The organism is Paraburkholderia sp. J10-1 (assembly GCF_905220165.1).
Lineage (GTDB): Bacteria > Pseudomonadota > Gammaproteobacteria > Burkholderiales > Burkholderiaceae > Paraburkholderia.
Genome location: NZ_CAJMYW010000004.1, coordinates 356,427 through 381,562, shown reverse-complemented (window position 1 = coordinate 381,562; position 25,136 = coordinate 356,427). Strand labels below are relative to the sequence as shown.

Genomic DNA, 25,136 nt, shown 5'->3' with positions numbered 1-25,136 from the left:
CTGCGCAGCCCGCCCGCGGACGAGGTCCCACGGCGATCGTGGCTGCTAATCAGGCTATGAATCAGCCTGGGCTCAGCGCCTCTAACCTCAGACGGTTTCGAGCAGCGGCGTCAAGCCGCCCGCACGGTCGAGCGCGGAGAGGTCATCGTAACCGCCCACGTGCGTCTCGCCGATGAAAACCTGAGGCACAGTACGCCGGCCGGTGCGCGTCATCATCTCTTCGCGCCGCGCCGGGTCCCGGTCGATCAGCACTTTCTCGATGTGTTCGACGCCGCGCGACTTTAAAAGACGCTCGGCCATCTGGCAATACGGGCACACCTGGGTGCTGTACATGACCACTTTGCTCACTTCGAACCTCCTTGTTTCACGACCGGCATTCCGGCCTGCTGCCAGGCGTTCACGCCGCCGTCCAGCACGTGGACCTCGGCAAAACCGGCGTCCTTCACGAGGCGCAGCGCCTTGTGCGACTGCTGGCCCGTCTGGCAGACCAGCAACACCGGGTTGCTCTTGTTCTTCACGAGCTGGCCGATCTTCGTCTCGAGTTCGCCAAATTCAACCTGGCGCGCCGACGGAAGATGGCCCTTCGCGAATTCACCCGCGGGACGCAGGTCGACCACCACGGCATTGCGGCGGTTGATGAGCTGCGTCGCCTCGGCGGTCGAAACGCCGCCGCGGCCGCCGCGCTTGAGCGTCGGCCACAGGAGCAACCCTCCTGAGATGAGGACGATCGCGATGAGTACAAGGTTGATGTAATTGGTGAAGAACGTCACGGAGGGTCCGCCGGAAAAAGGGAAAGTCAGAGAAATCGTGCGAAATCGGGTTCGGGCAATCCGCTCATTATAAAATAACCGTTTGTCGCAGGGTTACCGCCCCCCAGCCCGGGCGTGCAGCCCGCCGGACTGGACGGCCGCCATGGTGTAGCCGCGGCGTTGCGCCTCCCGTCCCCGATTACCGCTTCCTTCACTACCGACCGGCATCCTCATGTACAAACTCGTACTCATCCGCCACGGCGAATCGACGTGGAACAAGGAAAACCGCTTCACCGGCTGGGTGGACGTCGACCTCACCGAGCAGGGCAACCGCGAAGCGCAGCAGGCAGGCCAGCTGCTCAAGGAGTCCGGCTACACGTTCGACATCGCCTACACCTCGGTGCTCAAGCGCGCGATCCGCACGCTCTGGCACGTGCAGGACCAGATGGACCAGATGTACCTGCCCGTGGTCCACTCGTGGCGCCTGAACGAGCGTCACTACGGCGCGCTTTCGGGCCTGAACAAGGCCGAAACGGCCGAAAAATTCGGCGACGAGCAGGTGCTGGTCTGGCGCCGCAGCTACGACACGCCGCCGCCCGCGCTCGAGCCGACCGACTCGCGCACGGCGTACAACGATCCGCGCTACGCCAGGGTGCCGCGCGAGGAACTGCCGCTCACCGAGTGCCTGAAGGACACGGTCGCGCGCGTGCTGCCGATCTGGAACGAGTCGATCGCACCGGCCATCAAGGCGGGCAAGAAGGTGGTGATCGCCGCGCACGGCAACTCGATCCGCGCGCTCGTGAAGTACCTCGACAACATCTCGGATGACGACATCGTCGGGCTGAACATCCCGAACGGCGTGCCGCTCGTCTATGAGCTGGACGAGAACCTCAAGCCCATCACGCACTACTATCTGGGCGACGCCGAAGCCATCGCGAAGGCGCAGGCCGCTGTCGCGAACCAGGGCAAGAAGGCAGGCTAAGGGTCCGCGTTTTCCTTTATCGGCCGCGTCCCGGCCGTGCCTCGTTCACGTGCCTGGTACGTTCAGGCAGCCGCCGGCCCGACGGACCGGCGGCCTCCGCAATTCGTTGCACATTCCCCTTTTCCGCTTTTCGGGTCCTGGCTGGCAAGATTGCCAGCGCCCTGCCAGCACCGCGCCAGCACTGGATTGACGGCACACGGTTTGCGAACCAGGTGCCGGCCGCACTGTCTTAGTCCCATCGTACGCGCCTTATACACAGCCACGGCGGGTGTGCAGTTATACTTGTCCGTCGCTTTTCCAATAGACGCTGCCACGCGCCTTTTCGACCGCACGCAACATACTCTATGCGAAAGAACCTGAAAAATATCGGCCTGATCGCCGCTGGCCTCGCGACCGGCGTATTTGCCACCCTGCAGATTTCCGCCGAGGCGCAGCAAACCCAGCAGACGGTCGTCGAACCGCTGCCGCTCGACCAGCTGCGGCTCTTCGCCGAAGTGTTCGGTCAAATCAAGCATGAGTACGTCACCCCGGTCGACGACAAGAAGCTTCTCACCGCCGCCATCAAGGGCATGGTGTCGAGCCTCGACCCGCACTCGTCGTATCTCGACAAGACCGACTATCAGGAGCTCCAGGAGCAGACCAAGGGTCGCTTCGCGGGCCTCGGCATCGAAATCTCGTCGGAAGACGGCCTGATCAAGGTCATCTCCCCCATCGAAGACACGCCCGCGTACCGCGCCGGCATTCGTCCGGGCGACCTCATCACGCGCATCAACGACAAGCCGGTGCGCGGCATGACGCTCGACCAGGCGGTCAAGCAGATGCGCGGCGACCCGGGCACCAAGGTCACGCTCACGATCTTCCGCAAGACCGACGACCGCACCTTCCCGCTCACCATCACGCGCGCCATCATCAAGGTGCAGAGCGTGAAGTCGAAGATCGTGGCGCCGGGCTACGCGTATATCCGCATCACGAGCTTCCAGGAGCGCACGGTCCCCGACCTCGCCCAGAAGCTGCAGGACATCGCGCGCCAGGAGCCTAACCTCAAGGGCATCATCCTCGACCTGCGCAACAACGGCGGCGGCCTGCTGCAAAGCGCCGTGGGCGTCGCGGGCGCGTTCCTGCCGCCGGATTCGGTCGTCGTTTCGACGAACGGCCAGATTCCGGACTCGAAGCAGGTCTACCGCGACACCTACGAGAACTACCGTCTGCCGTCGTTCGACGGCGACCCGCTCAAGGGCGAGGCGGCCGAGTTCAAGACGGTGCCGATGATCGTGCTGACCAACGCCTACTCGGCGTCGGCTTCCGAAATCGTGGCGGGCGCGCTGCAGGACTCCAAGCGTGCCCTCATCGTCGGCAAGACGACGTTCGGCAAGGGTTCGGTGCAGACCGTGCGCCCGATGACGGCCGACACGGCGCTGCGCCTGACCACGGCGTACTACTACACGCCGAGCGGCCGCTCGATCCAGAACAAGGGCATCCGTCCTGACATCGCGGTCGACCAGTACTCCGACGGCGATCCGGACGACGCACTCGTCACGCGCGAAGTGGACTACCAGAACCACCTCGCCAACACGCAGGACCCGGACGAGAAGAAGGAGCAGGAAGTGCGCGAGCAGGAGCGCATGGACATGCTGCGCCAGCTCGAAGAGCAGAACGACAAGAAGACGCCGGAGCAGCGCCAGAAGGATCGCGAGCGCAAGCCAGTCGAGTTCGGTTCCACCGACGACTTCATGCTCCAGCAGGCGCTGAACAAGCTGCAAGGCAAGCCGGTGACCGAGTCGAAGTCGCCGATGGAGCGCCGCCTCGCGCAGCAGAAGCCGCCGACCTCGGCTTCCGCGCCGATCGCGGTGAAGCCGGGCGCCCTCATCATGGCGCCGGCTCCGGGCTCCGCTGCCGCGCCGGCCTCCGCTCCGGCGCCGGCCAAGTAACACGCCGTACCCGCCTCGCGACCCGCGCGTCTTGTGCGCCGGTCGCGAGGCCGCCCCTCCTCCAGCCGCTGGCGTCGTTACAATAACGGCACGGAATTTCCCCGGCGCGCGCTTCCCCATTCAGAGCCATTCGGGCTCTCGAGGTCCATCGCAGCGCCATCGAGCAAGCGCATCGCGATGAACGACGACCAACTCCTTCGCTACTCCCGCCATATCCTCGTCGACGAGATCGGCATCGAGGCGCAGCAGCGCTTTCTGAACGCACATGCCATCGTCGTGGGCGCGGGCGGCCTCGGCTCGCCGGCGGCCATGTATCTCGCGGCCTCGGGCGTCGGCACGCTCACGCTCGTCGACAACGACACGGTCGACCTCACCAACCTGCAGCGGCAGATCATGCACGAGACGGCGTCGGTGGGCCGCGCGAAGGTCGAGTCGGGCCGCGACGCCATCGCGCGCCTGAATCCCGAGGTGAAGGTGAACGCGCTGCAAACGCGCATCGACGACGCGTGGCTCGATGCACACGTGCCGGGCGCGACTGTCGTGCTCGACTGCACCGACAACTTCGCCACGCGCCACGCGATCAACCGCGCGTGTGTGAAGCACGGCGTGCCGCTCGTCTCGGGCGCGGCACTGCGTTTCGACGGGCAGATCAGCACGTTCGACTTCCGCGACGAGGCCTCGCCGTGCTACGCCTGCGTGTTCCCCGAAGATCAACCCTTCGAGGAAGTGGCGTGCTCGACGATGGGTGTGTTCGCGCCCACCGTGGGCATCATCGGCGCGATGCAGGCGGCCGAGGCGCTGCGCGTGATTGGCGGCATCGGCGCGCCGCTCGTCGGGCGGCTCATGATGCTCGACTCGCTGCGCATGGAGTGGAACACGATGCGCGTGGCGCGCCAGCCCGATTGCCCGGTGTGCGGCGAGCGGCACCGGCACGCGTGATGCGCTCAAGAACCTGGACACAAAAAAGCCCCGGACCTGCCGGGGCTTTTTTGCCTTTGCGCGTGTGTGCGCATGGAGAGGTTCAGGCTTGCGCCACACGCTGCAGCGCCGCCTGCAACTCCTCGGGCTCGTAAGCGGCCAGCACTTCCGACACCGGCTTTTCCAGCGCCTTGAGCTGCGAGCGCAGGATCTCCTGCTTCACCACGAGCAACTGGCTCGGATGCATCGAAAATTCGGTGAGCCCCATGCCGAGCAGCAAGCGCGTAAACGCCGGGTCACCCGCCATTTCCCCGCACACCGAAACCGGCACCCCTGCGCGCTTCGCCTCGCGCAGCGTATGGGCGATCAGCTGCAGCACGGCCGGATGCAGCGGATCGTACAGCTCGGCCACCGCGTTGTCGGCCCGGTCAATGGCGAGCGCGTACTGGATCAGGTCGTTGGTGCCGATCGAGAGGAAGTCGAGACGGCGCAGGAACATCGGCAGCGCGAGCGCCGCCGCCGGGATCTCGATCATCGCGCCGATCTGGATGTTGGGGTCGTAGGCGAAACCGGCGTCGTCGAGCTGGCGCTTCGCCTCGCGGATCAGGTCGAGCGTCTGATCGATCTGCTGCGCGTGCGCGAGCATCGGAATCAGGATCTTGACCGAACCGAACGCCGAGGCGCGCAGGATCGCACGCAACTGCGTGAGGAACATCTGCGGCTCGGAAAGGCTCCAGCGAATCGCACGCAGGCCGAGCGCGGGGTTCGCGGCCGTCTCAAAGCCGTCACTGCCGCTCATGGCGTCGAGCGGCTTGTCCGCGCCCACATCGATCGTGCGGATCGTCACGGGCAGTCCGTTCATGAGCTCCACCGCGCGGCGGTAGGCCGCAAACTGCTCGTCCTCCTCCGGCAAGTGGTCCTTGTGATTCATGAACAGGAACTCGGTGCGAAAGAGACCCACGCCCGTCGCGCCGGAGTCGAGCGCGGCCTGCGCGTCGTCGGGCAGCTCGATGTTCGCGTAGAGCTGGATCTTCGCGCCGCACAGCGTTTGCGTGGGCGAGAACTTCAGGCGCTGGAGCTTGCGCCGCTCGAGCGCCATCTCGCTTTGCCGGTAGGTGTACTCCTCCAGCACGATGGGTGCGGGATCGACGATCACGACGCCATGATCGCCATCGACGATGATGAGATCGTCCTGACGGATCAGCGCGCTCGCCTGCTGCATACCGACGGCCGCCGGAATGCCCAGACTGCGCGCGACAATGGCCGTATGCGAGGTGCGCCCGCCGAGATCGGTCACGAAGCCCTGGAAGGTTTGCCCCTTGAACTGCAGCATGTCGGCAGGCGCGATGTCGTGCGCGACGACGATCATCTCGTCGCAGCCGCCGTGCAGCGACGGGGGCATGGCGCCCGCGAGCGACTTCAGCACGCGCTCCACGACCTGTTCGATATCGGCCTTGCGCTCGCGCAGGTACTCGTCCTCCACGTCGTCGAAGTGGCGCGAAAGGCGTTCGAGCTGTTCGGTAAGCGCCCACTCCACATTGAAGCGGCGCGTGCGGATGAGGTCGATGGTCTCCTGCACGAGCATCACGTCGTTCAGGATCATGAGGTGCACGCCGATGAACGCGCCCATTTCGGAAGGGGCGTCGGCGGCGAGGTCGGCGCGCAGCGTGTCGAGCTCCAGCTCCACGGCCTGAAGCGCGGCGCGAAAGCGCACGATTTCGTCTTCGATCTGCGCGGGCTCGATGAGGTAGTGGTCGACGTCGAGCGCAGCCGGGGCGATCAGATACGCTCGCCCGATGGCAATACCGCGTGATACGGGAATTCCATGCAGCGTGAACGGCACGCGCACCTCCTCTGTTATTTGATGCTGCGGCAAACCGCTGCAATGCGCTCTCTCAGACCCCGGCGATGATTATAAATTCCGGCGCGGCCAAATGTGGCCATGCGTACCTGTTCGCGCCTTACTGCGGCGTTGTGCTGCAGTGCCCGGCGCACCAATGAAAACGCCGCGGCAAACCGCGGCGTTTCAAGCAAGGCGCAACGACCGTGCGCGTCTTACTGACCTTCACCAAACTTGTCGGCGATCAGCTTGAGCAGCGCGCTCATGGCGTCGGCCTCGTCGGGGCCTTCGGTTTCGATCATCACCGTGCTGCCGATACCTGCCGCCAGCATCATGACCCCCATGATGCTCTTGGCGTTGATGCGGCGGCCGTTGCGGCTCATCCAGATTTCCGCCTGATAGTTGCCTGCGAGCTGCGTCAGCTTCGCCGACGCCCGCGCGTGCAGGCCGAGTTTATTCACGATGGTCGTTTCTTGTTGCAGCATAGGTCGATCCGGACGCAGTGTGTGGAAGTGTGACTGGGGTCTTTCGGTGTGCCTTGTTGTTGGCTTTTGGTGCCGCGACGCGGCTTCAGGCGGCGCCTGCCGGCCTCAATACGCCCGCCGCGACGCCGCCTGTACAAGCCGCGCCTAGCGTTGCCGCGGCCGGTTGGCTTGCGCCCTGGCCTGCGGCCTGATTGGGGGGCTGAGTTGCGGCGAGCTTGGTCGCGTCGGCAGCGCCTTCGGCGCAGGGCGCGGGCGGGCAGCCGCATTCGCTCGCCGCGGCCGCAACGGGCGGCATGGTCGGCCCGATCGTCTGGACGCCCTTGCTCGCGCCGGCGAGCGCCTTTTCGACGAGCGTGTCGAGCGGCGTCGCGCGGTAACACACGGCGCGCACCAGCATCGGCAGATTCACGCCGGCCAGCACGCGCACCTCGGGCACCGTGGCAAGACGCGCCGCGATGTTCGAAGGCGTAGCGCCGAACATGTCGGTCAACACGAGCGCGCCGTTATCCTCGCGCAAGCGCTCGATCTCCGAATTGGCTTTGGCGACCACTTCAGCCGGGTCGCTGTCGGGGAGCACGTCGAGCGCGCCGATACGCGCCGGACAACCGCCATAGATATGCGCGATGCACTCGCGTAGCGCGGTGGCGAGCGGTGCGTGCGCAATGATCAGAATCCCTGCCATGTCAGCTTGACTGCAAAAAACGGCTCAGTTGATGCCGGGACGTTTCGTCAATCGCGTCCTGCAGCGCCGAGCCTGCGGCCAGCCGTGGGCTCGCAGGGTCGGAACACGCGCCGCGCGGCAGCCAGATCGCTTTACGACGCAGGCTCGCCAGCCCGGAACGCGGGCTCGCGGCATTGTAGCAGGGTCATTTTCGCGCACGCGAGGCGGTTTTGCTCACAGCGGCGACAGGTGTCGCGCGCGATTCACAAACGCCAGGCAAGTACGCGACCTTTCGTGGTCCGAAACTGCCCGCCAGCCAAGGTCTTGATGTAGCGCCCGCCCTGCAAGACGCCCACAGCCGGCAGATGCCGCCATACATGCGGCTTTCAAGTGCGCATTCCAGGTGCGGCCTTCAAATGCGCCCCGGCCAACGTTTCGGGGCCAAACCCAGCTCAGGCCGCCGCACGCTCCAGCGCGTCGATAAACATGGCGGCCACGTCGAAGCCCGTCTGCTCCATGATTTCGCGGAAACACGTCGGGCTCGTGACGTTGACCTCGGTGAGCCAGTCGCCGATGGCATCGAGCCCCACGAGCAGCAGGCCGCGAGCCGCGAGCGTCGGGCCGAGCGCTTTCGCGATCTCCAGATCGCGCGCCGTGAGCGGCTGCGCGACGCCCAGTCCGCCCGCCGCCAGATTGCCGCGCACCTCATTGCCCTGAGGAATGCGCGCGAGCGAGTACGGCACCGGCTCGCCGCCGATCAGCAGAATGCGCTTGTCGCCGGCCTTGATCTCGGGGATGAACTTCTGCGCCATCACGCTGCGCGCGCCGTCATGGCTCAGCATCTCGATGATCGAGCCGAGGTTCATGCCGTCCGCCTTCACGCGGAACACGCCCATGCCGCCCATGCCGTCGAGCGGCTTCAGGATCACGTCCTGATGCTCTTCGTGGAACTTGCGCAGGCGCGCCGCGCTGCGCGTGACGAGCGTAGGCGCGACGAACTGCGGAAACTCGCCGATGGCGAGCTTTTCCGAGTGATCGCGAATCGACTGCGGCTTGTTGAAGATCTTCGCGCCCGCGCGCTCGGCGATCTCCAGCAGCCATGTGGACGTCACGTACTCCATGTCGAACGGCGGGTCCTTGCGCATGATCACGGCGTCGAAGCCCGTGAGCGCGCGCGCATCGGGCGAGTCCTTGAACCACGTTTCACGATGCAGGTCCGCCGTATCGCCGACGATCTCGAAGCGCCGCACATCGGCTTCGACCTGGCCGTTCACCCATGCGAGGTGCTGCGGCTCGCACGCGAAAAGCGTGTGGCCGCGCTTCGCGGCCTCGGCCATCATCGCGTAGGTCGAGTCCTTGTAGATCTTGAACCGTTCGAGCGGATCGGCGATGAAGAGAATGTCCATATCGTCCCTGCGTTGTCCCTGGTGTCATGACGGCAACGCCCGCACGGGGCGGGCGCTGCGTTGAATTGTCCGAATAATGACGGACGAGGTGTAGGTGCCGGTCAGACCTGGATCGCCTCGGGGTCGGTCTTCTCCAGCTCGACCGACGCCGCCAGCAAACCGAGCCGCGCCACCACGCCGTACATGTAGAAGCGGTTCGGCGGCGCCGCGCCCGCTTTCGCGCGCGTGTCGGGCAGCGCCGTGTGCTCGAAGCCGAGCGGCACGAAGTGCATGCCCGGCGCGTTCAGGTTCTGGTCGCGCTCGCGGCTGCCGTGCGCGCGGTAGAAGCCGCCCACCACGTAGCGGTCGATCATGTACACGACCGGCTCGGCCACTTCGTCGCCGATATGCTCGAACGTGTAGACGCCTTCCTGCACGATCACGTCGCGCACTTCGAGCCCGTCCTTCGTGGCCGACATCTTCGCACGTTCGCGCTTCGTGAGTGCGGCGACCTCCGAGGCGTCGTGCACCGTCATCACGCCGCGGCCGTCCGTGCCGGCGTCGGACTTGATGACGACATAGGGCTTTTCGGTGATGCCGTACTCGCGATACTTCTTCGCGATCTTCTTGAGCACGGCGTCGATGGCGGTGGCGAGCTGCTCCTCACCCGTGCGCGCCTCGAAGTCCACGCCTTCCACGTGCGCGAAGTACGGATTGATCATCCACGGGTCCACGCCCACCATCTTCGCGAACTTCTTCGCCACGTCGTCGTAGCACGAGAAGTGCGTGGACTTGCGGCGCACCGCCCAGCCCGCGTGCAGCGGCGGCAGCACGTACTGCTCGTGCAGGTTTTCGAGCACGGGCGGAATGCCGCCGGAAAGATCGTTATTCAGCAGGATCGAGCACGGGTCGAAGTTCTTCAGACCGAGGCGCCGCTGCGAACGCTCGAGCGGTTCGAGCACGATCTTCTGGCCGTCCGCGAGCGAAATCGTCACCGGCCCGGCGATGGTGTCGTCGAGCGTGCCGAAGCGCACGTTCAGGCCCGCCTGGCGCATGATCGTGGCGAGGCGTGCGACGTTCTCCAGGTAGAACGCGTTGCGCGTGTGCATCTCCGGAATCACGAGCAGGTTCTTGGCGTCCGGGCAGATCTTTTCGATGGCGGCCATGGCCGCCTGCACGGCGAGCGGCAGCACTTCCTGCGGCAAGCAGTGGAAGGCGCCGGGAAACAGGTTGGTGTCGACGGGCGCGAGCTTGAAACCGGCGTTGCGCAGGTCGACCGAAGCGTAGAACGGCGGCGTGTGCTCCTGCCATTCGAGGCGGAACCAGCGCTCGATGGCCGGCGTCGCGTCGAGGATGCGCTGCTCCAGCTCGAGGAGCGGGCCATTCAACGCCGTAACCAGATGCGGGACCATAAGGGGTGACTCGCAGACAAAATGCTTTGATTGTAGGGAAACCGGTCGGTTATCTGGGGACGATTGCGCCAGTTGCAAGACGGATCTGCCCTCATGAACTCCGTCATGAAATCCCTTCAGTGCAGTAGGGTCAATTGCCGGTTCCGCCCGTGCGGATATTCACGCCGGATATCCATTCTGGACCGCCCGCGCCGCCCGGCGCAATTGGGCACACGGATTGAAGGGGCACTATGCGAACGCGCGGGCGGGACGCTTATTCCCTTGCGCGTCGCCCTGCGCGCGGGCCCACTCCGGCCCCAACACAGCCCCAAAAAGAAAAGGGCCCGCCGAAAAGGCGGGCCCAGGTCGCTGCTTGCTGCCCTGCTAGATCAAACCGTCGAGAACGGCGCGTTTATTCCACGCGCTCGCCATGCAGAACCACATCCAGACCTTCGCGCTCGTCTTCTTCCGAAACGCGCAGGCCCATGACCATGTCGATCACCTTCAGCAGGATGAAGCTCACCACGCCGCTGTAGATGAGGGTCGTGAGCACGCCCTTGATCTGCAGGACGATGCTGCCATCCGCGCCGCCGATGTCCTTCACCGCGAACACGCCGGTCAGAATCGCGCCGATGATGCCGCCGATGCCGTGCACGCCGAATGCGTCGAGCGAATCGTCGTAGCCGAGCTTGCCCTTGAGCCACGTAGCCGACCAGAAGCAGACCACGCCCGCCACCACACCGATCACGATCGCGCCGAGCACACCGACGAAGCCCGATGCCGGCGTAACTGCCACGAGACCAGCCACTGCGCCCGAAGCGATGCCGAGCACCGAAGGCTTGCCCTTGGCGATCCACTCCGCAAACATCCAGCCGAGTGCTGCGCAGGCGGTAGCGATTTGCGTCGTGAGCATCGCGAAGCCGGCACGGCCGTCAGCCGCGACTGCCGAACCCGCGTTGAAGCCGAACCAGCCCACCCACAGCATGGCCGCACCCATCAGCGTGAGCGTGAGGTTGTGCGGAGCCATCACTTCGCGGCCGTAGCCAACCCGCTTGCCGAGCACGAGGCAGCACACCAGACCCGCGATACCGGCGTTGATGTGCACGACCGTGCCGCCTGCGAAGTCGAGGATGCCGGCGCTGGCGAGCCAGCCGGTCGGTTCCCATACCATGTGCGCGATCGGCGAGTAGACGATGATCGACCACAGCGACATGAACACGAGCATCGCCGAGAACTTCATGCGGTCGGCAAACGCACCGGTGATCAGCGCCGGCGTGATGATCGCGAACGTCATCTGATAGACGAAGTACACGGTCTCGGGGATGGTCGGCGCGAGGTGGCTCACGGTGAGCGTCGTCGCCTTGTCGCCCTTGATGTAGTTCATACCCTCAAGGAAGATGCGCGAGAAGCCGCCGATGAACGAGCCGCCCGGCGTGAACGCGATGGAGTAGCCCACCACCGTCCAGATCACCGTGACCACGCAGGTGATCGCGAAGCTTTGCATGAGCGTGGCGAGCACGTTCTTCTTGCGGACCATGCCGCCGTAGAACAGCGCGAGGCCCGGGATCGTCATGAACAGCACGAGCGCGGTGGAAGTCAGCATCCAGGCGGTGTCGCCCGAATTGATCTTCGACGAATCGACCGAGAACGGCGCGGTCGGTGCGGCGGGCGCGGCGGCTGCGGCTGCAGCCGATGCGTCTGCCGGGGCGCTGGCGGCGGCTGCCGGTGCCGAAGCGGCGTCGGCGGCAGGCGCCGAAGCCGGTGCGGCGGCCGTTGCGTCAGGCGCCGAAGCGGCGGCCGCCGGTGCGGAAGCCGCGGCGGGCGCGGATGCGTCGTCCGCAAGCGCGGCGCCGACGCCGCCGGCCAGCAGCGAGCCAGCCATCATCAGGGACATCAAAAGTTTGCGCATCTCGGTTTCCTCTTTCCTCTTGTCTCGGTCTCTTTAGGCCTTACTGCGGGCTTTACAGTGCGTCGGCGCCGGTCTCGCCGGTGCGGATGCGGATCACTTGTTCGATCGGCGTGACGAAAATCTTGCCGTCGCCGATCTTGCCCGTGCGGGCCGCGCGTTCGACCGCCTCGATGGCCTGCTCGACGATGTCGTCGGCCACGGCGGCTTCAATCTTCACCTTCGGCAGAAAGTCCACGACATACTCCGCGCCGCGGTACAGCTCGGTGTGCCCCTTCTGGCGACCGAAGCCTTTCACCTCCGTCACCGTGATCCCCGACACGCCGATTGCCGAGAGGGCTTCGCGCGCCTCATCGAGCTTGAAGGGCTTGATGATTGCTGTAATCAGTTTCATGTAGTCCTCGCTGTGGTTTGCTTCATACCTTTGTTTGCTTCTGCAACGGGCGCCTTGCGAGCGGCGCATGATGCGTAACCGCCCCGCTGGCGCACCGTGAGCCAACCGTCGTTCGGTGCGCGGGGCAGTAGTAGCAACACCCGTGCCAATATGCTGCACCCGGTCTGCAACGCCGATCTGATGGACTTCGATGCAAGCGCGCCCAAAGCCGTGGACAATGCCGGTCCGCGCCTTGAGGGGCGCGGCGCGCAAGGCCCTGGCCGAACGGCCAGCGTGGGGCGCGCGCGGTGGCGTGGCGGGGGGAACGTTGCTACAGTGTTCTCAGGCATCGCTGCCGCGCTGGGAGCCGCATAGCGGCTGGAATTGGCCCGCTGCGCCGCCGCGCGAAGCACACTGGCCTGCGGTGCGCACCAGTTGCGCGCACACGTGGCCGTGGCCCTGCGAGTTCGCACCAAGATCGATCACGGTTCGTCGCGGGGCACAGGCGAAACAAAACTTGCACATTTTTTGTGCAGCGAAGGGGAATCGAATGAAGCAACCAAACGACGTATTCAATGATCTGCAGTCCCGCGTGAGCGATCTGCTGAAGAACTCGCCGGCGCGCGATGTCGAGCGCAATGTGCGCGCAATGTTGTCGCAAGGCTTTTCGAAGCTGGACCTCGTCACGCGCGAGGAATTCGACGCGCAAACGCAGGTGCTCGTGCGCACGCGCCAACGCCTCGAAGAACTCGAGCGCCGCGTGGCCGAACTCGAACAAAAGCTGCCGGTGACTAGCCAGTCCTCCTGATCATTTCGTTGCGCATTCCTGTGCGCAATTGAGTGCAGCACCCTTGCCGCACCGCCGCAAGCGATTCGTACGTGAAACGCAATGGAACCGTAAAGGGGCATACGCCTCACCAGCCTGGCGCATGCATGGCGCGCGAAGTTTGTCAGTACAACGCGCGCGCCACGCCAGCATGCGAGCCTTCCGGAGAATCCCATGTCGCTTGCCGTGGTGCGCAGCCGCGCGCCGGCTGCTGGCCGCGCGCCCGAAGTCACCGTAGAAGTCCATCTCGCCAACGGGCTGCCGTCGTTTTCCATCGTTGGGCTGCCCGATCTCGAAGTGCGCGAAAGCCGCGAGCGCGTGCGCGCCGCGCTCTCGAACTGCGGCTTCGATTTCCCGGTGAGGCGAATTACCGTCAACCTCGCGCCGGCTGATTTGCCCAAGGAATCAGGCCGCTTCGATTTGCCAATCGCGCTCGGCATTCTCGCGGCAAGCGGGCAGCTTCCGGCTGCGGCGCTCGCGCACCGCGAGTTCGCGGGCGAGCTTTCGCTCACGGGCGCCGTGCGGCCGATGCGCGGTGCGTTCGCCATGGCATGCGGCACCGCCCGCGCACACAGGGAGCGCGCAGCGCGTGTGGACGACGCGGCATCGCCCGGCCAGGGCGAGATCCTTCGCATTCCTGATACTGAGACCGACGAAGCAACGCTCGCTCTCGCGCCTACGCCGCGCGAGCGCTCAGGCGTGCCCGAGCTTTATCTGCCTGCACAAAACGCCGTCGAAGCGGCGCTCGTGCCGGGGGTCGCGGTGTACGGCGCGGCCGACCTGCGCTCGCTCTGCGCGCACCTTGCAGGCGCCAACCCCGAAGCGCGCCTCGCCCCCGTGCGTGCGAGCGCCCTCGACGCCGCCCCCGGCGCCACGCCCCTCGATATGGCCGACGTGGTGGGCCAGCGCGGCGCGCGCCGGGCGCTCGAAGTCGCCGCGGCCGGCGGACATCATCTGTTGATGGTCGGGCCGCCCGGCGCTGGCAAGTCGATGCTCGCCGCGCGCCTGCCCGGACTCCTGCCCCTCATGACCGAAGACGAAGCGCTAGCTTCCGCCGCCCTGCTCTCGGCCAGCGCGATAGGCTTCACGCCGCAGCAGTGGCGACAGCGGCCGTTTCGCGCGCCGCACCACTCGTCGAGCGCGGCCGCGCTGATCGGCGGGCGCAATCCGCCGCAACCGGGCGAGATCACGCTCGCACATTTAGGTGTCCTGTTCCTCGATGAGTTGCCCGAATTCGACCGCCACGTGCTCGAAACGCTGCGCGAGCCGCTCGAAGTGGGTTCGATCACCATTTCGCGCGCCGCGTGGCAAACCGACTTCCCGGCCGCGTGTCAGCTCGTTGCCGCGATGAACCCCTGTCCGTGCGGCTGGCGCGGCGACCCCGCGGGGCGCTGCCGCTGCACGCCCGAAAGCGCCGCGCGCTATTTGCGCAAGCTCTCGGGACCGCTGCTGGACCGCATCGACATCCAGATCGAGATTCCCGCGCTGCCGCCCGCCGAACTGGCCGCTCGCGCCAGCACGCGTGCCGAACCGAGCGCCGCGATCGCCGCTCGCGTGCAGGCGGCGCGCGAACGGCAGTTGGCGCGTCAGGGCAAAACCAATCGCGAATTGACCGGCCGCGAGACCGACGCGGTCTGCCAGCCGGACGCTGCAGGTGAAACGCTGCTGCGCGAAGCGGGCGAGCGCTTCGGCTGGTCGGCGCGCGCGCACTATCGGGTGCTCAAGGTCGCGCGCACGATTGCGGACCTCGCCGGCGCGTCCATGCCCGAGGCCGCGCATGTGGCAGAGGCCGTGCAATACCGGCGGGTGTTTGCGGAACGTTAGCGAGGCACAGTCAATTTCGGTGGCGTAAGCCGCTGAGCTTGTGCCGCCCGGGAATGTGAATAGCACCAATAAATCGAAGTCAAGACTTGACTTATGCACACTTCGTCGTGTGTGCCCCGGATTTGTTCATGGTTCGCATTACGCGCCGGCTGGTTTGATAACTCCTTGATTCTTCTGATTTTCTGGATTTACAGAAAAGCGGCCAAAACTAACAGAAAGCCCACAGGACGGCCCTTTCCGGCCAACGCGGCGTTGTTTTCCACAAAGTTACCCACAGCTCCTGTGGGTAACCGGTAAACCCTCAATCAAATCCGATAATTAGCGTGTTTACCTGCTGCGCAACATTCACTTCGACCGCCAAACGCCCACCGCAGCGAGAGCCAAACATCGCTTCACAAGCTGTGCTGCGGAGTCCCGAATCTCAGTACAGCTTGAAAGATCCGAAGAATTGGTCGACCTGCTCGACCGGCGGCTCGGTGCGACCGACAATCGCCACCTGATAGGCCCGTGCGCCCTTCGCGACGAGCCGCGCGTGGATCGTGCGCGACTCGCCGTTGGCGCCCGCCTTGCCGGCCATGTGCATTTCCACGCCTTCGATCGAGCCGCCCGTTGCGAGCGGCACCGCCACTGCGCGCGCGTCGGGCGGCGCGCCCACGTTGCGCGCGAGGCCTGCGCGCAGGAAGTCGAGCGCCTTTTGCTGCGTCGCGGGCTGCGCGTCGGGCAGATCGAGCGTGCCGATGACGAACACGTCGCCGGCGACTTCGGCCGTCTGAACGCGCATGCGCATCGGCGTGCCATTCACGTCGATGCGGCGCTCGTCCTTGTCCGGCTTGGCCGGCAGGTCGATCGAGTAGCCGCTCGCGTCGTTCGAAATCGTGCGCCAGTCGTAGGTGGGCGAGCACGCAGCCAGCGCGAACGCCGTGGCAAGCAGGCCCAGCACCGCCACGCGGGCAGCGACGATAGCGCGCAGCAACGGGTTCAACGGGAGGCGGGCACGGCGAAGGATGTCCAGGACCATGGGGCGCGGTTTGTCACGGGAGTGAAAGGTGCGCGACATTATCCGCCGGCGCATACCCGGATGTTGTCGCGTAACCGCTATGCCGGGAAATTCGGCGCTACAATGTTTTGGCTTAACACCCGCGTCTTTCGGCGCACGAGGCAAGGCTCATGACCGCTGCATCCCCGAATTCTTCGAAATCGCGCTCCGGCGTGCTCATGCGCGTTGGCGCGGCGGTGGTCGTCGTCGCAATCGCCATCGCCGGCTACTTCGCGTTCTTCGGCAGCCAGCAGCGCGTGCCCGACGCCACCTTCACGCTTCTGTCGGGCCAGAAGGTCTCCACGAACGACCTCAAGGGCAAGGTCTATCTCGTCAACTTCTGGGCGACGAGCTGCACCACCTGCATGGCGGAAATGCCGAAGATGGTCCAGACCTATAACCGCTTCAAGGGCGAAGGGCTCGAGTTCGTGGCGGTCGCAATGAACTACGACGCGCCGATGTACGTGGCCAACTACGCGCAAACGCGTCAGCTGCCGTTCAAGGTGGCAATGGACGACGGCTCGGCCGCGAAGCAGTTCGGCAACGTCCAGCTCACGCCCACCACTTTCGTGATCGGCCGCGACGGCAAGATTCTCAAGCGCTACGTGGGCGAACCGCAGTTCGCGGAGCTCGACCAGCTGCTTCAGAAGGCGCTGGCGACCTGAAGGGCGGCCAGGCCGGTAGGCCAATAACCAACAAAAAAGCAGCGGAAGCCCCGCTGCTTTTTTTTACGCCTGCACGCTGCACAACGTATCGCGAACCGGAGCTAACCCTCGCCGCGCGCCACCAGCCCATAGCGGCGAATCTTCTCGTACAGCGTGGCCTTCGCCATCTGCAGCCGCTCGGCGGCCTGGGCGACCGCCCCGTTGCTCTGCGCAAGCGCGTCGGCGATCAGCGCACGTTCGTATTGCTCCACGCGTTCCTTGAGCGGCAGCGCGTCGTCGTCGCCGGCCACCGCGCCTGCCGAAAGATCGTCAGGAATCCCGAGCACCCGCCGGTCCGCTGCGTTGCGCAGTTCGCGCACGTTGCCGGGCCAGTCGCGCTGTGCAAGGCGCATGCGGTCGCGCTCGGTGAGGAGCGGCGCGCTGCGCTGATAGCGCACCGCCGCGTCGAGCAGAAAATGCTCGAACAACGGCACGATGTCCTCGCGGCGTTCGGCGAGCGGCGGCAGCGCGATCGTCACGACGTTGAGCCGGTACAGCAAGTCGCGCCGGAAGGTGCCCGCCGCGACGTGCTCGCTCATGTCGCCCTTGGCCGCCGCGACCACGCGCAAGTCGGCGCGCACCGGCTGGTTCGAGCCGAGGCGCTCGAGCACGCCATCCTGCAGCACGCGCAGCAGCTTCACCTGCAGCGAAAGCGGCATGCTCTCGATCTCATCGAGAAAGAGCGTCCCGCCGCTCGCGTGCTCGAGCTTGCCGATCCGGCGCTTGGCCGCCCCGGTAAACGCGCCCGCCTCGTAGCCGAACATCTCCGACTCGAACATCGGCTCGGGCAACGCGCCGCAGTTCACGGCGACGAACGGTTTGTCATGCCGCGGCGAAAGCTCGTGAAGACTGCGCGCGATCAGCTCCTTGCCCGCGCCGGTGTCGCCGTTGATGAGCACCGAGGCGTCCGTGGGCGCGACGTTCGCAATGAGCTTGCGCACCTGCTCGATAGCCGGACTCTTGCCGATGATGCGCGGCGCGAGCGCGTTCTGCCCCGCCAGCTCGCGGCGCAGCGCGAGGTTTTCGAGCACGAGCAGGCGCCGCTCCAGCGCGCGCCGCACCGTTTCGATCAGGCGCTCGGAGGCAAACGGCTTCTCGATGAAGTCGTACGCGCCGTCGCGCATGGCCTGCACGGCCATCGAGATATCGCCATGGCCCGTCACGAGGATGATGGGCACTTCGGGCGCACGCTCATGGCATTGCGCGAGCAGATCGAGCCCGCTCATGCCCGGCAGGCGGATATCGCTTACCACGACGCCCGCGAACTCGGCGTCGATCAGCGGCAGCGCGCCTTCCGCGTTGGCGAAACCGGCGGCGTCGAAGCCCGCGAGCTGCAGGCTTTGCACGCCCGCGCGGCGCACGAGTTCGTCATCCTCAACGTAGAGCACCCGGCCGGGCGTCGTGTTCACCATGTTCGTTCGTCATCCTGATTCATAAGCGCGCTTCGGAGCGCTTGATCACAATCCTGCCGCACGCGCCGCGCTCGCGGCATCGGCACGCGCGCGGCGCAGCGTCAGCACGAAGCGTGCGCCGCCTTCCGGTGCGTTGCTCGCCGTGAGCGAGCCGCCGCAATCACGCGCGATCGACGAGGAAATCGCGAGTCCGAGGCCAAGCCCCTGCCCCATTTCCTTCGTCGTGAAAAACGGCTCGAAGAGGCGCGGCAACACATCCTCGGGAATGCCCGGTCCATTGTCGCTCACCGCGATGGCAAGCGTCGCCGCGCTCGCCTGAACGTCGATCGCAATGCGCGGCGCGGGCAGCCCCGCCACGGCGTCGAGCGCATTGCCAAGCACGTTAATGAGCACTTGTTCGAGCCGCAAATCGTCGCTCTGCGCGCTCAGGTCCGGGTACTCGGCGTCCACATCGAGCGGCACGGGCGGCGCGCCGTCTTCCGTCAACGTGAGATCCACGCGCACGCCGTCGAGCCGCTTGCCGAGCAACGCGAGCGAGTTGCGCAGCGCGCGGGCAACCGGCGCGCGCGCGCTCCTCGGCCGCGCGCGTCCGACGAACAGCTTGAGCTGGTTCACGATCTTGCCCATGCGCTCGGTGAGTGCACCGATCGCCTCCAGGTTTTCGGTGGCCGCCGCGTACTGGCCGCGCTCGAGAAACACACGCGTGTTGTCCGAGAAGCTGCGCAGCGCCGCAAGCGGCTGGTTCAGTTCGTGCGTGATGCCCGCCGCCATCTGGCCGAGCGCCGCGAGCTTGCTCGCCTGGATCAGCTCGTCCTGGGTCGCGCGCAGTACGCCTTCAGCGCGCGTGCGCTCCGCCACCTCGCTCTGCAGACGCTCGTTCGCCTGCGAGAGATCAGCGGTGCGCTCGGCCACGCGCTCGTTGAGCATCGCGTAGGCCTTTTGCAGCATCGCGCGGCTGCGCATTACTTCCTTCACGCGCGCGCGCCGCATGCGCCAGTAAAAGCCAAAGAGGCACAGCGAGACATAGCCGAAGCCCGTCATGATGGTCGCATTGCGCGAGGCTTCGAGCACCGGGTCGATCGACGACATGGTGACGAGATGCCAGTCGGGCTCGCCAAGCGAGCGGCGCGTCTCCAGGTAGCGCGGGGCGCGGATGCCCGCACCCATGCGCACGATGTCGGCGTCGCCCGGCAACACGCGCTCGACGCTTGCCGGCAGCGGCGCGATCGGCTCGCTCGCGTACTGGCGCGTGGCGTCGATCGAGGCCACGACAGCCGGTGGCAGCGGGCGCACCGTGCGGTACTTCCACGCGGGCACCGAGGAGAGAAAGATCACGCCGTGATCGTCAGTCACGAGAAGCGGCTCCGAGGCATCGGTGCCCGGAAACCATTCGAGATTGAGCTTCACCACGGCCACGCCGACGATTTTGCCGTCGCGCCGCACCGGCTGCGACACGTAGTAGCCCGGATCGTGCGAGACCGTGCCGATGCCGAAGAAGCGGCCCACGCCGCCCTGCATCGCGCCGATGAAATACGGCCGGAAGCGGTAATCCACGCCCACGAAGCTATCGGGGTCGCGCCAGTTGCTCGCCGCGATGCTCATGCCGTCGGCGCGGATGATATAGGTCGTCGTGGCGCGCGCGTGGCGGTTCACGTCTTCGAGATAGCGGTTCGCGGCGGCCACCCACTCGGGTCGCGGATCGACGAGCACGTTCTGCACGAGCGGATGCTCGCCGACGATATAGGGCAGCGAGTCGTAGCGCTCGAGCGTGCTCTTGAGCGAAGCCGCGGTGCGGTCGCCGCGCACGGCCGCGTTGCGGCGCAGTGCGTCGATGCCGGCCTGCCACGTGAGCGCCCACGTCAGCGCGCAGACCGCGACGAGACCGGCTGCGAGCGCGAAGAGGATGATGAGGCGGCGCGTCACGTGAGCGGCTTCCAGGCGGTCAAGGGGATGAGGGAGATTGTGGCACACGGCCGCGCTGGGGCGTCCGGCTCGTCCGGGGCGGACAGCGGCCTTCGGGCGCGCTCAGGCAAACGTGCAGCCGCGTCAGACGATACAGGCAAAAACGGGCGGTGCGCTCACGCAGGGGAAACGGGCGCGCCGCCCAACGGCCATGGCCGCGAAACATCGAGAGAAGGAACATCGGCGGGCGGCGCGCGCCTCGCGGCTTGCGCGCCACCGCCGGCGCCGCTTACGCGCCCGCGCTTTCCTTCAGATCTTCGGTCTGGCCTGAGAGCACGGCGCGCAGCTTGTTGCGGTCGAGCTCCTTCTCCCATGCCGAGACCACGACCGTCGCCACGCCGTTGCCGACGATGTTCGTGAGCGCGCGGCACTCGCTCATGAAGCGGTCGATACCGAGAATCAGCACCATGCCCGAGAGCGGAATGGTCGGCACCACGGCAAGCGTTGCCGCCAGCGTGATGAAGCCCGCGCCGGTCACGCCGCTCGCGCCCTTCGAGGTGAGCATCGTCACCGCGAGCAGCGTGAGCTGCTGGGTCCACGTGAGGTCCGTGTTGGTCGCCTGCGCGATGAAAAGCACTGCCATCGTCATGTAGATGTTGGTGCCGTCGAGGTTGAACGAGTAGCCGGTCGGCACCACGAGGCCCACCACCGAGCGCGAGCAGCCAAGGCGCTCGAGCTTCTGCATCAGCTGCGGCAGCGCCGATTCCGACGAGCTCGTGCCGAGCACGATCAGCAGCTCTTCCTTGATGTAGGAAACGAAGCGAATGATCGAAAAGCCCGTGAAGCGCGCGATCGCGCCGAGCACGACGAGCACGAACACGATCGACGTGAGGTAGAACGTGCCGATCAGCTTGAGCATCGGAATGAGCGAGCCCACGCCGTACTTGCCGATGGTGAACGCCATCGCGCCGAACGCGCCGATCGGTGCCAGCTTCGTCACGATCTTCACGATGCCGAACAGCACGCCCGAGACGCTTTCGATGAACGCGGTCACCGGGCGGCCACGCTCGCCGATCTGCGTGAGCACCGCGCCGAACAGCAGCGCGATCAGCAGGATCTGCAGGATCTCACCCTGCGCGAACGCCGAGGAAATCGTGTCGGGAATGATGTGCATCAGGAAGTCGACGCTGCTCTGGCCGTGCGCCTTTTCGGCGTAACTCGCCACGGCCTTGGCGTCGAGCGTGTTCACGTCGACGTTGAAGCCCGCGCCCGGCTTGAGCACGTGCGTGGCGATGAGGCCGAGCACGAGCGCGAAGGTCGAGACGATCTCGAAGTAGAGCAGCGCCTTGCCGCCCACGCGGCCCACCTTCTTCATGTCCTCCATGCCCGCAATGCCGGTCACGACGGTACAGAAGATGATCGGCCCGATCACCATCTTGATGAGCTTGATGAAGGCGTCGCCGAGCGGCTTCATGTCGATGCCGAGGGCGGGCCAGTAGTGGCCCAGGATCACGCCGATGACGATCGCCACGATCACCTGGACGTAGAGGACTTTGTGCAGAGGTTTCTTCACGATGGTTCCTGCAAATGAGTTAAGCCAATGGCCGAACGAAGGAGGTTCGGGCCGCGACAGGACGAAACTGGGGAATCAGCGAAACCGGAAGATGGGATCGGACATCGGCTGTCTCCTGACTGTTTTTTTGTCGCGGCCTGGGTGGCCGCGCGTTCTTAGTTGCAAGGAGAATGCCAGCAAGCATCAACGCTCATCACGTTGATTTATAAGGACTTTTACTCAATGAACAAAGGCGCGAATCTGGTTTTCCAGAATCGCGCCCTACTGCTGTTTGGATTTCCAGAAACGGCGGGGGTGTTGCGTCAGCCTCGCCCCTTCCACGGCACGAGGCGCTTTTCGAGCGCGCGCATGCCCAGATCGAAGCCCCAGGCGATGAGCCCGATCAGCACGATGCCCATCACCACGACATCCGTGCGCAGGAAGCTCGACGCGTTGAGCACCATCTGGCCGAGACCCGCCGTCGCGGCGACCATCTCGGCGGCCACGAGCGTGGTCCAGCCAAAGCCGATGGCGATGCGCAGGCCCGTGAGGATCTCCGGCAGCGCGGCGGGCAGCACGACGAAGCGCACGATCTGCGCGAAGCCGCCGCCGAGCGACGCTGCCGCGCGGATCTGCTCGACGCTCGCGCTCTTCGCACCGGCGCGCGCGGCCATTGCGATGGGCGCGAAGCAGGCGAGCCAGATCACGACGATTTTCGCCGTCTCGTCGATGCCGAACCAGATCACCACCAGCGGCAGATAGGCGAGCGGCGGCAGCGGCCGGTAGAACTCGAGCGGCGGATCGAGCAGGCCGCGCGCGATGCGCGACACGCCCATCAGGATGCCCACGGGAACGGCCGTCACGACCGCGAGCAGGAACGCGCCGAACACGCGCAGCGCGCTCCAGAACAGATGCTCGGAAAGCGGCAAGCCGCCCTGGATGCGGCCGTGCCAGGCGTCGGCGAACGCTTGCCAGACGGCTTCGGGCGTTGGCAGGAAAAGCGGCGGCAGCCAGTGCAGGTGCGTGGCGAGCCACCAGAGCAGCGCGAGCGCCGCCACCGACGCCGCGCTCAGCGCGGCGGTCGGGCCTTCGCCGGGCATGCGCCAGACTTTCGAGCGGGCGGCTTGCGCCTCGCGCGCCCCATGCGCCTCGCCGCCGTGGAGCTGTACGCGACGCGCCTTCAGCGCGACTTCTCTCAACGATTCCTGCGGCACGCTCATACCGGCTCCTCGTGTGCGTGTGCGTGTGCGTGTGCGCCCGCGCCCGCGTCCGCGTCCGCGTCCGCGTCCGCATGCAGCAAATCGACTAGCCGCTCGCGCCACGCAATGAATTCCGGCGACGACTTCACCGCGCGCGCATCGCGCGTGGCGAGGTACTGGCGCGCGAACGGCACTTCGTACTCGCGCTCGATACGGCCCGGCCCCGGCGTCATGACCACGATGCGCGTCGCGAGAAAAAGCGCCTCCTCCACGCTGTGCGTGATGAAGAACACCGTCTTGCGCGTGCGCGCCCAGACGTCGAGCACGAGCGTTTGCACCTGCTCGCGCGTCAGGGCGTCGAGCGCGCCCATCGGTTCGTCCATCAGCAGAATCTGCGGGTCGCTCGCGAGCGCGCGCGCAATGCCCACGCGCTGCTGCATGCCGCCGGAGAGCGCATACACGCGTTCGCGCGCCTGCGCTTCGAGCCCCACGAGCGCAAGCTGCTCGCGCGCGATGCGCTCGCGCTGCGCCTTCGGCACGCCCCGAAAACGCAAACCGAGCGCGACGTTGTCGAGCACGTCGAGCCACGGCAGCAGCGCATGCTTCTGGAACACCACGCCGCGCTCCGCGCCCGGGCCCTCCACGCGCGCGCCGTTCACGCGCACCTCGCCCTGCGCGGGTTCGATGAAGCCCGCGATGCAGTTGAGCAACGTGGTCTTGCCGCAGCCCGAAGCGCCGAGCGCGACGACGAACTCGCCGCGCGCCACTTCGAGGTTCACGTTCGCGAGCGCGACGTTCGGCGGCGCACCGCGTTGCGCGCCCTCATAGATGACGGTGAGATCGCGGATCGCGAGCGCGCTCATGCAAAGCTCCTTGCGTTCAGTGCGCGGCGGCGCGCTGCACGTACTGCGGATCGACGCCCACCGAGTAGTCGGGCAGCACGTTCTGGATCGTGCCCTGCTCCTTGAGGAAGGTCGCCGTGGCGAGCAGCGACTGCGCCGCGCCCGACTGCGCCCCGCCGCCCAGCCATTGCTTCGAGGCTTGCTCGGCGGGCGTGGGGAAGGCGTAGAGCGCAAGGCTCGCCGGCACTTCGGCGGCATTCGCCCCCGACTCCTTCGCGACGGCCTGCACCTGCGGCGAAGCCGCGTTCCAGGCGCCGCGATGCGCGCTGTAATCGGCGTCCGCGGCGGCCAGCACCTTGACGAACTTCGCGACGAAATCGGCGTTGTCCTTCGCGAAGCGCTTGTCCGCGACGAAGCCGTCGAAGGTCGCCTTGCCCGTGGCCTTCGCCACCTGGCCCGACGTGATCAGCACCTTGCCGTTTTTCTTGACCTGCGCGAGCACGGGGTCCCAGATGTAGGTCGCGTCGATGTTGCCGCGCTGCCAGGCGGCCGCGACTTCGGGCGGACGCAGGTTGACGATCTTCACGTCGGCGGGATTCACGCCCGCGTTCTGCAACGCGACGAGCGCGTGAAAGTGCGAGGTCGAAACATACGGCACGCCGATGGTCTTGCCTTTGAGGCCCGCGATGCTCGTCACCCCCGAGCCGTCGCGCGCGACGAGCGCTTCGGCGTCGTTGATGTTGTCGAGAATCCAGAACAGCGAGAGATCCACACCCTGCGAAAGGCCCGCTGCGATCGGGCTCGAACCGGCCTCGCCGAGCTGCACGGAGCCGGATGCGAGCGCGCGGATCACGTCGGCGCCGCTCGCGAGCTTGCGGTAGGTGACCTTGTAGCCCGTTTCCTTCTCGACTTCGCCCGTGGCCTGCGCATAGCGCCACGGCACCACCATGTCCTGATACGCAATCACGACCTCACGCGTTTCGGCATGCGCGCGCGGCACGCCGAACGTGGCTGCGAGGCAGGCGGCGGCGAATGCAACGGCGGCGATGTGCGGGCGGCGTACGAAGGCAGGGAGAGCGCGTGGGTTCATCGGGAGACTCCGGCGGAACGACGTTCGAGTGAATGAAGGTTCCGACTATAGGGAGTCTGGCGGCGGGTGGTTCTAACTTATCCGCGTTAGCTAATGACGCTGCTGGAGCATTGCTTTTCGCGCCGCAATGG

The 25,136-nt window shown here is 66.1% G+C and carries 22 protein-coding genes; 6 read left to right on the top strand and 16 right to left on the bottom strand.

Annotated elements, in window-relative coordinates:
- Positions 1-87 precede the first annotated feature (87 nt).
- Positions 88-348, bottom strand: coding sequence for a glutaredoxin 3 (grxC, locus tag U5A65_RS16875; RefSeq protein WP_321907600.1), 261 nt, complete (start codon positions 346-348; stop codon positions 88-90).
- On the bottom strand, positions 345-770 hold the full coding sequence (locus U5A65_RS16870; RefSeq protein WP_042270087.1) for a rhodanese-like domain-containing protein: 426 nt from the start codon (positions 768-770) through the stop codon (positions 345-347). Before U5A65_RS16870 ends, grxC begins: the two co-directional genes overlap by 4 nt.
- Before the next feature lie 211 nt (positions 771-981).
- Between U5A65_RS16870 and gpmA the strand changes: the two genes are divergently transcribed.
- From gpmA to U5A65_RS16855, 3 genes are all read left to right on the top strand, one after another.
- Positions 982-1,731, top strand: a complete 750-nt coding sequence (gene gpmA, locus U5A65_RS16865) for a 2,3-diphosphoglycerate-dependent phosphoglycerate mutase (protein ID WP_321907599.1) — start codon at positions 982-984, stop codon at positions 1,729-1,731.
- 344 nt (positions 1,732-2,075) lie between these two features.
- Positions 2,076-3,659 carry a S41 family peptidase gene (locus tag U5A65_RS16860; protein ID WP_321946838.1) on the top strand — a complete coding sequence of 528 codons (1,584 nt, stop codon included), beginning with the start codon at positions 2,076-2,078 and terminating at the stop codon, positions 3,657-3,659.
- A 177-nt stretch (positions 3,660-3,836) separates the two neighbouring features.
- Positions 3,837-4,598 (top strand): molybdopterin-synthase adenylyltransferase MoeB, encoded by a 762-nt coding sequence (locus U5A65_RS16855; RefSeq protein WP_321907596.1) that lies wholly within the window; start codon positions 3,837-3,839, stop codon positions 4,596-4,598.
- Between the two features lie 82 nt (positions 4,599-4,680).
- Here U5A65_RS16855 and ptsP read toward each other — a convergent pair whose 3' ends face one another.
- From ptsP to U5A65_RS16820, 7 genes are all read right to left on the bottom strand, one after another.
- Entirely contained in the window at positions 4,681-6,420 is a 1,740-nt protein-coding gene (ptsP, locus tag U5A65_RS16850; RefSeq protein ID WP_321907594.1) for a phosphoenolpyruvate--protein phosphotransferase, read from the bottom strand.
- A 212-nt stretch (positions 6,421-6,632) separates the two neighbouring features.
- Positions 6,633-6,902, bottom strand: a complete 270-nt coding sequence (locus tag U5A65_RS16845; RefSeq protein ID WP_028201809.1) for an HPr family phosphocarrier protein — start codon at positions 6,900-6,902, stop codon at positions 6,633-6,635.
- A gap of 85 nt (positions 6,903-6,987) precedes the next feature.
- On the bottom strand, positions 6,988-7,584 hold the full coding sequence (locus U5A65_RS16840) for a PTS sugar transporter subunit IIA (protein ID WP_321907591.1): 597 nt from the start codon (positions 7,582-7,584) through the stop codon (positions 6,988-6,990).
- A 431-nt stretch (positions 7,585-8,015) separates the two neighbouring features.
- Entirely contained in the window at positions 8,016-8,969 is a 954-nt protein-coding gene (gshB, locus tag U5A65_RS16835) for a glutathione synthase (protein WP_321907589.1), read from the bottom strand.
- A 101-nt stretch (positions 8,970-9,070) separates the two neighbouring features.
- Positions 9,071-10,360, bottom strand: a complete 1,290-nt coding sequence (gshA, locus tag U5A65_RS16830) for a glutamate--cysteine ligase (RefSeq protein WP_321907588.1) — start codon at positions 10,358-10,360, stop codon at positions 9,071-9,073.
- A 391-nt stretch (positions 10,361-10,751) separates the two neighbouring features.
- A complete protein-coding gene (locus U5A65_RS16825) occupies positions 10,752-12,248 on the bottom strand; it encodes an ammonium transporter (RefSeq protein ID WP_321907586.1) in 1,497 nt (498 codons plus the stop codon).
- 52 nt (positions 12,249-12,300) lie between these two features.
- A complete protein-coding gene (locus U5A65_RS16820; RefSeq protein WP_028201804.1) occupies positions 12,301-12,639 on the bottom strand; it encodes a P-II family nitrogen regulator in 339 nt (112 codons plus the stop codon).
- A gap of 529 nt (positions 12,640-13,168) precedes the next feature.
- On the opposite strand from U5A65_RS16820, the gene U5A65_RS16815 reads away from it, so the two are divergent.
- Positions 13,169-13,426: an accessory factor UbiK family protein gene (locus U5A65_RS16815; protein ID WP_028201802.1), complete on the top strand. Its 258-nt coding sequence runs from the start codon at positions 13,169-13,171 to the stop codon at positions 13,424-13,426.
- A gap of 192 nt (positions 13,427-13,618) precedes the next feature.
- Positions 13,619-15,268, top strand: coding sequence for a YifB family Mg chelatase-like AAA ATPase (locus U5A65_RS16810; protein ID WP_321946837.1), 1,650 nt, complete (start codon positions 13,619-13,621; stop codon positions 15,266-15,268).
- A 421-nt stretch (positions 15,269-15,689) separates the two neighbouring features.
- Here the strand turns inward: U5A65_RS16810 and U5A65_RS16805 are convergent, their stop codons facing one another.
- The gene (locus U5A65_RS16805) at positions 15,690-16,286 is read right to left on the bottom strand and encodes a hypothetical protein (protein WP_321946836.1); all 597 of its coding nucleotides are present in this window, start codon (positions 16,284-16,286) and stop codon (positions 15,690-15,692) included.
- A gap of 197 nt (positions 16,287-16,483) precedes the next feature.
- Here U5A65_RS16805 and U5A65_RS16800 point away from each other — a divergent pair, with 197 nt between their 5' ends.
- The gene (locus U5A65_RS16800; protein WP_415765071.1) at positions 16,484-16,969 is read left to right on the top strand and encodes a TlpA family protein disulfide reductase; all 486 of its coding nucleotides are present in this window, start codon (positions 16,484-16,486) and stop codon (positions 16,967-16,969) included.
- A 101-nt stretch (positions 16,970-17,070) separates the two neighbouring features.
- Here U5A65_RS16800 and U5A65_RS16795 read toward each other — a convergent pair whose 3' ends face one another.
- From U5A65_RS16795 to tauA, 6 genes are all read right to left on the bottom strand, one after another.
- Positions 17,071-18,420: a sigma-54 dependent transcriptional regulator gene (locus U5A65_RS16795; RefSeq protein WP_321907575.1), complete on the bottom strand. Its 1,350-nt coding sequence runs from the start codon at positions 18,418-18,420 to the stop codon at positions 17,071-17,073.
- A gap of 45 nt (positions 18,421-18,465) precedes the next feature.
- Entirely contained in the window at positions 18,466-20,391 is a 1,926-nt protein-coding gene (locus U5A65_RS16790; protein ID WP_321907573.1) for a sensor histidine kinase, read from the bottom strand.
- Positions 20,392-20,611: 220 nt separating this feature from the next.
- Complete coding sequence (locus U5A65_RS16785; protein ID WP_321907572.1) at positions 20,612-21,895, bottom strand: dicarboxylate/amino acid:cation symporter; 1,284 nt, start codon at positions 21,893-21,895, stop codon at positions 20,612-20,614.
- A gap of 302 nt (positions 21,896-22,197) precedes the next feature.
- Positions 22,198-23,094 (bottom strand): ABC transporter permease subunit, encoded by an 897-nt coding sequence (locus U5A65_RS16780; protein ID WP_321946835.1) that lies wholly within the window; start codon positions 23,092-23,094, stop codon positions 22,198-22,200.
- On the bottom strand, positions 23,091-23,936 hold the full coding sequence (locus U5A65_RS16775; RefSeq protein ID WP_321946834.1) for a taurine ABC transporter ATP-binding protein: 846 nt from the start codon (positions 23,934-23,936) through the stop codon (positions 23,091-23,093). The genes U5A65_RS16780 and U5A65_RS16775 overlap by 4 nt, the downstream gene beginning before the upstream one ends.
- 16 nt (positions 23,937-23,952) lie before the next feature.
- On the bottom strand, positions 23,953-25,005 hold the full coding sequence (gene tauA, locus U5A65_RS16770; protein WP_321934366.1) for a taurine ABC transporter substrate-binding protein: 1,053 nt from the start codon (positions 25,003-25,005) through the stop codon (positions 23,953-23,955).
- Between the last annotated feature and the right edge of the window lie 131 nt (positions 25,006-25,136).

What these genes read in the sequence shown, in the direction of transcription:
- gpmA (WP_321907599.1), top strand. Translation starts at nt 982, where the DNA reads ATGTACAAACTCGTACTCATCCGCCACGGCGAATCGACGTGGAACAAG.
- U5A65_RS16860 (WP_321946838.1), top strand. Translation starts at nt 2,076, where the DNA reads ATGCGAAAGAACCTGAAAAATATCGGCCTGATCGCCGCTGGCCTCGCG.
- U5A65_RS16855 (WP_321907596.1), top strand. Translation starts at nt 3,837, where the DNA reads ATGAACGACGACCAACTCCTTCGCTACTCCCGCCATATCCTCGTCGAC.
- U5A65_RS16845 (WP_028201809.1), bottom strand. Translation starts at nt 6,902, where the DNA reads ATGCTGCAACAAGAAACGACCATCGTGAATAAACTCGGCCTGCACGCG.
- U5A65_RS16840 (WP_321907591.1), bottom strand. Translation starts at nt 7,584, where the DNA reads ATGGCAGGGATTCTGATCATTGCGCACGCACCGCTCGCCACCGCGCTA.
- gshB (WP_321907589.1), bottom strand. Translation starts at nt 8,969, where the DNA reads ATGGACATTCTCTTCATCGCCGATCCGCTCGAACGGTTCAAGATCTAC.
- gshA (WP_321907588.1), bottom strand. Translation starts at nt 10,360, where the DNA reads ATGGTCCCGCATCTGGTTACGGCGTTGAATGGCCCGCTCCTCGAGCTG.
- U5A65_RS16825 (WP_321907586.1), bottom strand. Translation starts at nt 12,248, where the DNA reads ATGCGCAAACTTTTGATGTCCCTGATGATGGCTGGCTCGCTGCTGGCC.
- U5A65_RS16820 (WP_028201804.1), bottom strand. Translation starts at nt 12,639, where the DNA reads ATGAAACTGATTACAGCAATCATCAAGCCCTTCAAGCTCGATGAGGCG.
- U5A65_RS16815 (WP_028201802.1), top strand. Translation starts at nt 13,169, where the DNA reads ATGAAGCAACCAAACGACGTATTCAATGATCTGCAGTCCCGCGTGAGC.
- U5A65_RS16810 (WP_321946837.1), top strand. Translation starts at nt 13,619, where the DNA reads ATGTCGCTTGCCGTGGTGCGCAGCCGCGCGCCGGCTGCTGGCCGCGCG.
- U5A65_RS16805 (WP_321946836.1), bottom strand. Translation starts at nt 16,286, where the DNA reads ATGGTCCTGGACATCCTTCGCCGTGCCCGCCTCCCGTTGAACCCGTTG.
- U5A65_RS16800 (WP_415765071.1), top strand. Translation starts at nt 16,484, where the DNA reads ATGCGCGTTGGCGCGGCGGTGGTCGTCGTCGCAATCGCCATCGCCGGC.
- U5A65_RS16795 (WP_321907575.1), bottom strand. Translation starts at nt 18,420, where the DNA reads ATGGTGAACACGACGCCCGGCCGGGTGCTCTACGTTGAGGATGACGAA.
- U5A65_RS16780 (WP_321946835.1), bottom strand. Translation starts at nt 23,094, where the DNA reads ATGAGCGTGCCGCAGGAATCGTTGAGAGAAGTCGCGCTGAAGGCGCGT.
- U5A65_RS16775 (WP_321946834.1), bottom strand. Translation starts at nt 23,936, where the DNA reads ATGAGCGCGCTCGCGATCCGCGATCTCACCGTCATCTATGAGGGCGCG.
- tauA (WP_321934366.1), bottom strand. Translation starts at nt 25,005, where the DNA reads ATGAACCCACGCGCTCTCCCTGCCTTCGTACGCCGCCCGCACATCGCC.